This is a genomic window from Streptomyces sp. NPDC007917 (assembly GCF_042959105.1).
GTDB lineage: Bacteria > Actinomycetota > Actinomycetes > Streptomycetales > Streptomycetaceae > Streptomyces.
Window position 1 is genome coordinate 1 of record NZ_JBIBKK010000056.1, and the last position, 11,807, is coordinate 11,807.

Genomic DNA, 11,807 nt, shown 5'->3' on the forward strand with positions numbered 1-11,807 from the left:
GGACCCAACCCACGCACCCACTCAACCACCGCATCCCGCCACTCACACATCTCCCCCAACACAATCGCCCCACCCGAATACGAACTATTCCAACCCGTGAAATCCTCACCCAACACACCACCCGCAGAACCGGAATACATCACGTCATAAAACTCACGCCAACCAGCCACCCGATCCACACCACCCGACACCCCACCATCCGGAACCACACCATCCGGAACCACATAAGCAACCAGACGCGTATCACCGGGCCGGTCCTCACGGGTGGTCACCAGGGAGTGCGCGACGCCCGGCTGTTGCTGGAGCACAGCCTGGATCTCCTGAGGTTCGATCCGGAAACCGCGGATCTTGACCTGGTGGTCCGTCCGCCCGAGATACTCCAGCCGGCCGTCGCTGTCCCAGCGGACCAGGTCGCCGGTGCGGTACATCCGGCCTCCGGCCGGACCGTAGGGGTCGGCGACGAACCGCTCGGCAGTCAGATCAGGCCGGTTGTGGTAGCCGCGGGCCAGCCCCGGGCCGGCCAGGTAGAGCTCGCCGACCACGCCCGGGGCGACGGGCTGGAGGTGCTCGTCCAGCACATGACCACAGGTGTTGGGTATCGGCCTGCCGATCGGCGGGTTGTCCCCCGTCAGCGGTCCGCTGACGGTGGCTGCCACTGTCGACTCGGTCGGTCCATAGGCATTGACCAGCTGTCGGCCGGGGACCCACCGCTCCACCAGGCCGGACGGGCAGGCCTCGTTCCCGATCACCAGGAAGCGCAGGTCACGGAGGCGCTCAGGGGCATTCGGCGGCAGCGACGCGACCACCGACGTGGTGATGAACGCGTGGGTGATGCGGTGCGCCTCCAGCGCATGCGCGAGCTCCTCGCCCGCCAGCGGGGAGCGTGTGGGCAGCACGAGTGTCGCGCCGGCCGACAGAGCAAGGAAGAGGTTCAGGATCGAGGCGTCGAAGCTGAACGAGAAGAAGTGCAGCACCCGGCTGTCCTGGTCGACCGGCCAGTCGCGCGCGGTGGCCAGCAGATGGGCCAGTCCACTGTGGGTGACGGCAACGCCTTTGGGACGGCCGGTGGAGCCGGAGGTGTAGATGGTGTACGCCGTGTTGGCCACGGCGAGCGGCCGGACCCGGTCGGCGTCGGTCGGGTCGTCGACCGGCTGTCGCTCCCACAGCGGCGCCACGGACTCGAGCGTCACCAGTTCGGTGCCGTGGGTGGCCGGAAAGTCCTCGGCGAATGGATCGGTCGTCAGAACCAGGGCGGGTGCGGCGTCCTGGATCATGTAGGTAATCCGGTCGGCCGGATAGTCCGGGTCGATCGGCAGGTATGCGGCTCCGGACTTCACCACGCCGAGGATCGCGGCCAGGTGATCGGCGCTGCGCGGCAGCGCGAGCCCCACCAGCTGCTCCGTGCCGACCCCGCGGTCGATCAGCCAGTGGGCGATCCGGTTGGCCCGCGCGTTGAGCTCGGCGTAGTCAAGGATCTTGTCGTCCGCTTCCAGCGCGACGACCGCCGGAGTGGCCCGGGCCTGAGCCTCGAACAGCGTGCCGAAGGTCGCTTCGGCCACCTCGGGGCGGGGGTTGGCCGCCCAGGTGTCCAGTTGCTCCCGCTCCTGCGGGGTGAAGATGTCGAGCGTGCCAATCGGTCGGCCAGGGTCGGTGATCACGGCACGCAGCAGCCGGATCCACCGGTCTGTCAGGGTGTCGATGGTGGCCGGGTCGTACAGGTCCGTGGCGAACTCGACGGCACCCCGGATTCCCGCCGGCTCGTGCCGCTCGGTCGCGTTCTCGGTCAGGCTGATCATCAGGTCGAAGCGGGCGGTGGCGGTGTGTGTCGGTTCGGGGCTGACCTGAAGGTCCGGCAGTTCGAAGTCGGGTTGTTCGTTGTTCTGCAGGACCAGCGCGACCTGGAAGAGCGGGTGGTGTGCGGTGGAGCGGTGCGGGTTGAGCTTCTCCACCAGGTACTGGAACGGGATGTCCTGGTGGGCGTGGGCGGCCAGACTGGTCCCCCGCACCTGGGCCAGCAGATCGGCGAAGGACGGGTTGCCCGAGGTGTCCGTACGCAGGACGAGCGTGTTGACGAAGAAGCCGATCAAGTCGTCCAGCTGCTCGTCGGTGCGCCCGGCGATACCACTGCCGATCGGGATGTCGGTGCCGGCACCGAGCCGGGTCATCAAGGCCGCCAGCGAAGCCTGGAGCACCATGAACACCGTGGTTCCGGCCGATTTCGCCAGGGCAGCCAGGTCACGGTGCAGCTCGGGGTCGATGTCGAAGGTCGTGGTGGCGCCGGCATAGCCGGCGGTGGCGGGCCGCGGCCGGTCGGCCGGGACCGTGACCTGCGCGGGGAGGCCGGCCAGCTGCTCGGCCCAGTAGGCGTACTGACGGCTGAACACGCTGTCCGGGTCGGTGTCATCGCCCAGCAGCCGGCGCTGCCACAACGTGTAGTCCGCGTACTGGACGGGCAACCGGGGCCACTGGGGAGCGGTGCCGGTACGGCGGGCAGTGTAAGCGGCGACCAGGTCACGAGCCAGCGGAGCCAACGACCAGCCGTCGCCCGCGATGTGGTGCAGCACCAACATCAGCACCGAATCGGTCGGGCTCACAGTGAACAGCTGGGCCCGCAGGGGCACGTCAGTGGAAAGGTCGAACTGGTGCCGGGCCGCCGTGTCCAGGCACGCAGCGAGCCCGGGTTCGTCCGTCGGCACGGTGTCCAGCGCCACCCGGGCTTCGGTGGGCGCCAGAATGCGCTGGTACGGTCGGCCGTCGATGTCAGGGTAGAGCGTACGCAGGGGCGCATGGCGGGTGACGACATCGCTCAGCGCGCCGTCCATCGCCGTGTGGTCGAGCTCACCGGTCAACCGCAGTGCCAGGGCCATGTTGTACGTGGCGGACGGGCCTTCCAGCTTGTGCAGGAACCACAGGCGCTCCTGTGCCGCCGACAGGGGGAGGCGGGCCGGGTGGCTGGCTGGTGTGAGGGCGGGGCGCACCTCGTCGATGTGGTCGCCGAGTCTACGGGCGAGCTCGGCCACGGTGGGGGCCTCGAACAGCGTGCTCAGGGGCAGTTCTGCACCGAGGTCGGTGCGGATGCGGCTGATCAGGCGGGTGGCGAGCAGGGAGTGGCCGCCGAGCTCGAAGAAGTCGCCGTCGACCGTGACCGACGTCAGGCCGAGGACCTCGGCGAAGGCGGCGCAGAGGATTTCCTCCTGGGGGGTGCGTGGCGGACGGCCGGTGCCGACCATGGTGTAGTCGGGGCTGGGCAGCGCTTTCCGGTCGATCTTCCCGTTGGGGGTGAGCGGCCACTGCTCCAGGGCGATGACCGCCGCGGGGACCATGTAGTCGGGGAGCAGACCGCGCAGGTGGTCGCGGACCTCCTCGACGGACACCCCCTGCTCCGTCTCCGGAACGACGTAGGCGGTCAGGCGGGTGTCGCCGGGGTGGTCCTCGCGAGCGACGACCACGGCCTGGGCGATGTCCGGGTGCCTGGTGAGCACGGCCTGGATCTCACCCGGCTCGATCCGGAACCCACGGACCTTCACCTGCTCATCCACCCGCCCCAGGAACTCCAGCTCCCCCTCCCGGTTCCACCGCACCAGATCCCCCGTGCGATACATCCGCCCACCGGCCGGACCGAACGGATCAGCCACAAACCGCTCAGCCGTCAGACCAGGACGCCTGAGATACCCCCGAGCCAGCCCCTTGCCCGCGATGTACAACTCCCCCGCCACCCCGGGAGCCACCAGCCGCAACCCACCATCGAGCACATACGTCCACTCATTGTGATTCGGCGACCCGATCGGCGCGCGCCCCCCGCTCAGCGGCCGACTGATCGTGGACAACGCCGTGGTCTCCGTCGGCCCGTAGGCATCGAAGAGCTGCCGCCCGGGAGCCCACTGCTCCACCAGGCGCTCCGGGACCGGCTCCGCACCGATCAGGAGGTGGGTGAACCCGTTCAGCCGCCGCTCGGCGCCGTTCGGCAGCGTGTCCAGTACGGACGGGGGAATGAATGCGTGGGTGATTCGGTGTTCGTCCAGCGCCCGTGCCAGTTCCTCACCCGCAAGCCGCCCCGGACCAGGCACCACCAGCGTCCCACCACCACTGAGCGCCATCACCATCTCCAACACCGAAGCATCAAAACTCGGCGAAGCCAACTGCAACACCCGCACCCCCGAACCCCCCGTACCACACCGCTCCACCAACGTGCTCGCCAGATGCGCCACACCGCAATGCGACACACTCACACCCTTCGGACGCCCCGTAGAACCCGACGTATAAACCGTGTACGCCACACCCGCCGACCACCGCTCCACCACCGGCCCCACCACCGGCTCCCCATCCCACTCCACACCCACAGCACCAACCGACACCGCCCCCGCAAACTCCCCCGCCAACTCCTCCGTCGTCAACAACACCACCGGAGAACAATCCCGAACCATAAACGCGATCCGCTCCACCGGATACCCCGGATCAATCGGCACATAACCCGCACCCGCCTTCAACACACCATGCACCGCCGCCACCAACTCACCACCACGCGGCAACACCAACCCCACCACATCCTCAACCCCCACACCCCGCCCCACCAACCAATTGGCAACCTGATTCGCACGAGCATCCAACTCCGCATACGACCAACACCTACCCCCCGCCTCCAACGCAACAGCCCCCGGCCTCAACCGCGCCCACCCCTCCAACAACTCCGGCAACACCACATCCACCACCCCACCCCGCGGATCACCCACCCACTCACCCAACAACTCCCGCTCAACCCCCGACAAAACCTCCAACTCACCAACCCGCCGACCCGGATCAGCCACCACCTCCCGCAACAACCCCACCCACCGATCAGCCAACCCCATCACCGTCACCCGATCAAACAAATCCGTCGCAAACTCGACCAGGCCGTTGATTCCATCGGGTGTGCCGCTCTCGGTGTGCTCCTCGCCGAGCGTGATGGCCATGTCGAATCGGGCCGTTCCCGTCGCGACCCCACCGGTCTCCACCCGCATGCCGGGCAGCTCGAAGGCCGGGCGCTGGGTGTTCTGCAGGCCCAGGGAGACCTGGAAGAGCGGGTGGTGGGAGGTGGAGCGGTGTGGGTTGAGCTTCTCGACCAGGTATTCGAAGGGGATGTCCTGGTGTGCGTAGGCGGCCAGGCTGGTCTTGCGGACCTGGGCGAGCAGGTCGGTGAAGGAAGGGTTGCCCGAGGTGTCGGTGCGCAGGACCAGGGTGTTGACGAAGAAGCCGATCAAGTCGTCCAGATTCTCGTCGGTGCGCCCGGCGATCGGCGAGCCGATCGGGATGTCCGTCCCGGCCCCGAGCCGGGTCATCAACACCGCCAAAGATGCCTGCAGCACCATGAAAAGAGTGGTGCCGGTAGAGCGGGCGAGCTCCGCCAGCCCCTGGTGCAACTCGGCGTCGATCTCGAAGACCACGGTGTCGCCGGCATAGCTCGCGACGGGCGGCCGCGGCCGGTCAGCCGGGAAGGTGACCTGCTCCGGCAGGTCCGCCAGCTGCTGTTGCCAGTATCGCTGCTGGCGGGCGAGGGGACTGTCCACGTCCGTCCCGTCGCCGAGCAGCTCACGCTGCCACAGGGCGTAGTCCCCGTACTGAACCGGCAACCCGGACCACTCGGGCGCGCTGCCGCCGAGTCGTGCGGTGTAGGCGGCGACCAGGTCCCGCGCAAGCCTGCCCATCGACCAGCCGTCGCCCGCGATGTGGTGCACCACCAGCACCAGCACCGACTGGATCGGGCTCACCGTGAACAGCTCGGCCCGCAGCGGTATTTCACGGGCCAGGTCGAACGCATACCTGGCGGACCGGATGAGCCGGGCTTCGAGCTGCTCCTCGGTGGTGGGCACGGTGTGCAGCTCGATACGAGCCTCGTCGACCGGCAGCACATGCTGGGTGGGGCGTCCCGCGTCGTCCCGGAAGACGGTGCGCAGCGCCTCGTGGCGGGCGATCACGTCGTCGAGGGACTGCCGCAGGGCGTCCTGGTCGAGCGAACCGCTCAGGCGCAGGGCGAGCGGCATGTTGTAGGTGGCGGACGGCCCCTCCAGCGTGTGGAGGAACCACAGCCGCTGCTGGGCGAAGGACAGCGGGAGCTCTTCGGTGCGGGTCCGGGGCGCCGGCGCGGGGCGGGTGCTGCTGTGGGCCTCGGCGGTCAGCACACGGGCGAGCTGGGCGACGGTCGGCGACTCGAACAGCGTCTGCAGCGGCACTTCGCTGCCCAGCGCGGTCCGGATCCGGCTGACCAGCTGCGTGGCGAGCAGGGAGTGGCCGCCCAGGTCGAAGAAACTGTCCTCGATGCCCACCGCAGGCACATCCAGTACTTGCGCGAACAAGCCCGTCAGGATCTCCTCCTGCGGCGTACGCGGCGCCCGCCCCTTACCGGCGCTCGCGGGGGTGGGGGCGGGCAGCGCCGCACGGTCCACCTTGCCATTCGATGTCAGCGGGACATCGTCGATGGCCACCACCGCCGACGGCACCATGTAATCGGGCAGCCGGTTCCGCAACCAGCGCCGCAGGGCTGTACCCAGTCCGCTGCCCGTGCGCGGCGACGCGGGCCTGTTCGTCCACGCACCGGCCGCGCCGCTCCCCCGATACGTACCGGCCAGCGGCCCCGCCCCGGCGGGCAGAACCACGTCGTACGCGTCCTCCCGCCCCGAGCTCCATGTCGGGATCGCCTGCCGGCCCTGCTCGGCAGCCCAGAGGCACACCTCTTCCGGATCGGGACCATCAACGGCACCGTGCAGTACGCCCCGCACAGCCGCAAGTGGCGCACCGTCGTCCATGGCCCGCCGCGCACCCACTTCCCTCGTGAGGCGTGGGTTCGGCACACCGACCACCCGCACCGTGGCGCCGCCGGTGAGGTGCGCCTGCAGCTCGTCCAGGCTGTTCAGGTCGACGCCCCACCGGAGCACAGCCGCGTCCGCCACGTCGAGCACACCGGGCGAAGCTTTGTGAAGGGTGACCTCGTAGCGGTGGCGGGTCAACTCGTGGTGCGCCTGTCCCCGCTTGAGTCGGATGTCCACACCGGTCCGGTGCTCGGCCGCGAAAGCCGTGAAGTAGTCGGGGTGCACCAGCAGTTCCTTCTCCACCAGCACCGCGTGTTCGACAGCCGCCCGCAGCTGCTTCTCATCGGTGGCGCGCGGCGCGTGGACGGCGGTCTGGAAGGAGCGCAGCAGCCCGAGGTGGCGGATGTCGCCGAGAATGATCCGGCCACCGTCCGCGAGCCGTTCCAGCGCTCGGGTGAGGACGGCTGTGAGGTACTGCTCGCTGGGGAAGTACTGAACGACCGAGTTGAGCACGATGGTGTCGAAGAAGCCGTCCGGCAGCCCGGTGAAGTCGTCCGCCGCCTGGCTGCGCAGGACCACATGGCTCCACCCCCGCTCGGCCACCTGTCCGGTCAGCCGCTCGATGGCGGCCGACGACAGGTCGGTGCCCCAGTACGCGTCCACCTCCTCCGCCAGCGGCGCCAGTACCAGACCGGAACCCACACCGATTTCCAGCACCCGTTTCGGTGCGAACGAGCGGATCCGCTGGACGACGGCCTGCCGCCACTCCCTCATGTGCTCCCGCGGGATCGGTTCACCCGTGTAGGAGCTGTTCCAGCCCTTGAAATCCTCACCGAGCCCGCCTTGCGGTGGCTGGGCATAGAAGGCGTCGTTGACCCGCCGCCACTCCTCGACCGGCTCGGCGCTGTCGGCCGTGCCGTCGGTCTCGGGAACGACGTACGCGACAAGACGCACATCATCGGACTGATCCTGCCGGGCCACGACGACGGCCCTTGCAACCTCCGGGTGCGCGCCGAGTGTGCGCTCCACCTCACCCGGCTCGATCCGGAAGCCCCGGATATTCACCTGTTCATCGGTCCGGCCCAGGTACTCAAGTTCACCGTCCCGGCTCCACCGCACCAGGTCACCCGTGCGGTACAGGCGACCGCCCGCCGGGCCGAACGGGTCGGCGACGAACCGTTCCGCCGACAGTCCCGGCCGGTTCAGATAGCCGCGCGCCAGCGCCTTCCCCGCGACGTACAGCTCACCGCCCACTCCGGCCGGCACGGGTTGCAGATACTCGTCGAGCACATACACCTGGGTATTGCCGACCGCTCGGCCGATGGTCACCTGTCGTCCGCTCAGCGGCGCGCTGACGCTGGTGGCAACAGTGGACTCGCTCGGTCCGTACGAATTGATCACCTGGTGATGTTCGGACCAGCGTTCGACCACTTCGGGGGCGCAGGTCTCCCCGGCCACGACGACCGTGGAAAGCTCGGGCAGTTCGGCCTCGCTGCCGGCCGGGAGGGTGGCGAGCGCGGACGGGGCAATGAAGGAGTGCGTGACCCGGTGTTCGGTCAGGACGCGGAGGAGATCTTCCCCCGACAGCCGTTCCCGTCCGTGGATCACCAGCGCGGCGCCGGTCGTCAGCGCCATGACCAGCTCCCACACGGCGCCGTCGAAGCCTGGGGAGGCGAACTGGAGAAACCGCGAACCGGGCGGGACCGCGAAGTTCCGCAGGTGGCCATCGATCAGACCGGCCAGTCCGGTGTGGGTGACCGTGACCCCCTTGGGGCGTCCGGTGGAGCCCGAGGTGTAGATGGTGTAGGCGATGTTCCGTGCCGTCAGGGGCCGGACGCGGTCCTCGTCGGTCGGGTTCTCGACGGGCTGCCGGTTCCACTCCTCGGCCAGGGTCTCCGCGGCGATCCCACCGGTCACTTCCCCGTCGATCCGCGGTCCGGTCAGCACGAGGGCCGGAGCGGCGTCCTGAAGCATGTGGTTGATCCGGTCGGCCGGGTAGCCCGGGTCGATCGGAAGGTATCCGGCCCCGGCCTTCACCACTCCCAGAGCCACGGCGATCCGCTCGGCGCCAGGCGGGACCAGCACCCCGACCAGGTCCTCACTGCCGATGCCGCGGCCGATCAGCCAGTGGGCGATCTGGTTGGCCCGGGCGTTCAGCTCTGCGTAGCTCCACGTCCGCTCGGCGGTGTGCAGCGCGGGCGCGCCCGGGGTGGCCCGGACCTGGGTCTCGAAGAGCTCCGGCAGCGTCGGCTGATCGAGGCGCCCGGACTGCACCGCCCGCTGGATGCGCTCGTACGGAGTGAGGATGCTGAGCGCGGCCAACCGCTGGCCCGGGTTGTCGACGACGCACCGAAGGAGTTGCCCCCACCGTTGGACCAGCGTCTCGATGGTGGCCCTGTCATACAGGTCGGTCGCGAACTCGATGGCGCCGGTGATCCCCGCGGGGTGGCTCTCGCCGTCGTACTCCTCGTCCAGGCTGATCAGCGCGTCGAGCCGCGAGGTGTTGGTGTGTGTCGGTTCGGGGCTGACCTGAAGGTCCGGCAGTTCGAAGTCGGGTTGTTTGTTGTTCTGCAGGACCAGTGCGACCTGGAAGAGCGGGTGGTGTGCGGGGGAGCGGTGCGGGTTGAGCTTCTCCACCAGGTACTGGAACGGGATGTCCTGGTGGGCGTGGGCGGCCAGACTGGTCCCCCGCACCTGGGCCAGCAGATCAGCGAAGGACGGGTTGCCCGAGGTGTCGGTCCGTATCACCAGCGAGTTCACGAACAGCCCGACCAGGTCGTCCAGCTGCTCGTCGGTACGTCCGGCGATACCACTGCCGATCGGGATGTCGGTGCCGGCACCGAGCCGGGTCATCAAGGCCGCCAACGAAGCCTGGAGCACCATGTAGACAGTGGTGTCGAAGCGACGGGCCAGCGCCACCAGATCCCTGTGCAACTCGGCGTCGAAGCCCAGGCGCACCACATCCCCGGCATAGGTGGCGGCGCCCGGCCGTGGCCGGTCGGCCGGGATCGTGACCTGCTCGGGGAGGCCGGCCAGCTGCTCGGCCCAGTAGGCGTACTGACGGCTGAACGCGCTGTCCACTTCGTTCTCCTTACCGAGCAGGTGATGGTGCCAAAGGGTGTAGTCGGCGTACTGGACGGGCAGCCGGGGCCAGTGGGGAGTGGTGCCGGTGCGGCGGGCGGTGTAGGCGGCGACCAGGTCACGAGCCAGTGGAGCCATGGACCAGCCGTCCGCGGCGATGTGGTGGATCACGACCAGCAGCACCGATTCGGCGGCGCTCACGATGAACAGCTCGGCGCGCACCGGGACTTCGGTGGCGAGGTCGAACGCGTACCGCGCGCCTTGAACGAGCCGCTGGGAGATTTCGCGCTGAGGAACCGCCTCGATGTGCAGGTCGATACGGGCCTGTTCCGGGGCGAGGATCTGCTGCGCGGGTCGGCCGGCGATGTCGGGATACAGGGTGCGCAGGGACTCGTGGCGGGTGATGACATCGATGAGTGCGCCGTGCAGAGCGGCACGGTCGAGGTCGCCGGTCAGCCGCAGGGCGAGCGCCATGTTGTAGGTGGCGGAGGGGCCCTCCAGCCTGTGCAGGAACCACAGTCGCTCCTGTGCCGCGGACAGCGGGAGGCACGCTGGGCGGGCAGCGGGTAGGAGTGCGGGACGCAGATCACCGCCCTGATCGGCGAGCCGCCACGCGAGCCCGGCAACCGTCGGCGCCTCGAACAGCGTACGCAACGGAAGCTCGACGCCCAGTGCCGAACGCACACGGCTGATCAGCCGTGTCGCCAGCAGCGAATGTCCACCCAGATCGAAGAAGCTCTCGTCCGCGCCGACATGAGCCACGCCCAGAATCTCCGCGAAGGCCGCGCAGAGGATCTCCTCGCGCGGTGTGCGCGGAGCCCGTCCGGTGCCGCCGGCCGCGAAGTCCGGCGCTGGTAAGGCCTTGCGATCGATCTTCCCGCTCGGGGTCCGTGGCCACTGGTCGAGGGTGACGAGGGCGGCGGGGACCATGTAGTCCGGTAGCGTGGCGCGCAGGTGGCGGCGAACCTCCTCGGCCGCGTAACCCTCGCCGGGCACAACGTACGCCACCAGACGAATGTCACCGGGCTGCTCCTCCCGGGCCACGACCAGCGCCTGGTCGACAGCCGAGTGCCCGGACAGCACCCTCTCGACCTCACCCGGCTCGATCCGGAAACCACGGATCTTCACCTGCCCATCGACCCGGCCCAGATACTCCAGCTCCCCGTCCCCGCTCCACCGCACCAGATCACCGGTGCGGTACATCCGACTGCCAGGCGGACCCCACGGATCCGCCACGAACCGCCCGGCCGACAACCCCGGCCGATCCAGATAGCCACGCGCCATGACCGTGCCACCGTTGTAGAGCTCACCCGCTACGCCGGGGGGCACCAACTGGAGGTACTCGTCGAGTACGTAGAGTCGGGTCTGCGCGATCGGCTGTCCGATCAGGACCTGTCGACCGGTCATCGGTCCGCTGATGGAGCTGACGAAGGTCTCGGTCGTCCCGTAGAGGTTGATCATCCGACGGCCGTGCGACCAGCGCTCCACCACCTCCGGCGGGCAGGATTCACCGGCCACCAGGAGCGTGGCCAGGTCGGGCAGCATCGCCGCGACATGCGCGTCCAGGCTCGCCAATGAGGACGGGGGGATGAACGCGTGAGTGATGCGCCGGTCGGCCAGAATGGCCACCAGTTCCTCACCAGCGATGCGCCCTGCCGGGGGCAGCACCAGCGTGCCGCAGCGGCTGAACGCCATCAGCAGCTCGATGATCGAGACATCGAAGCTCGGCGAGGCGAGCTGGAGCACTCGGCTGTCACGGCTTGTACCGGTGCGCGCGATGAGGGACGCGGTGACCCCGGCCATACCCGCGTGAGTCACGCCGACGCCCTTGGGGCGGCCGGTGGAGCCGGAGGTGTAGATGGTGTACGCGGTGTTCGCGGGCCGCAACGGGACCACGGGGTCGGTGTCCGGCTGCGTATCCCATTCCCGGGCCAGCGACTCGAT

1 protein-coding gene is annotated in these 11,807 nt (G+C 68.9%); it reads right to left on the reverse strand.

What is annotated here, in order from left to right:
• Positions 1–11,807 (reverse strand): amino acid adenylation domain-containing protein (locus tag ACFZDL_RS46945; protein ID WP_391194577.1); only part of this gene is annotated, 11,807 nt, incomplete at both ends.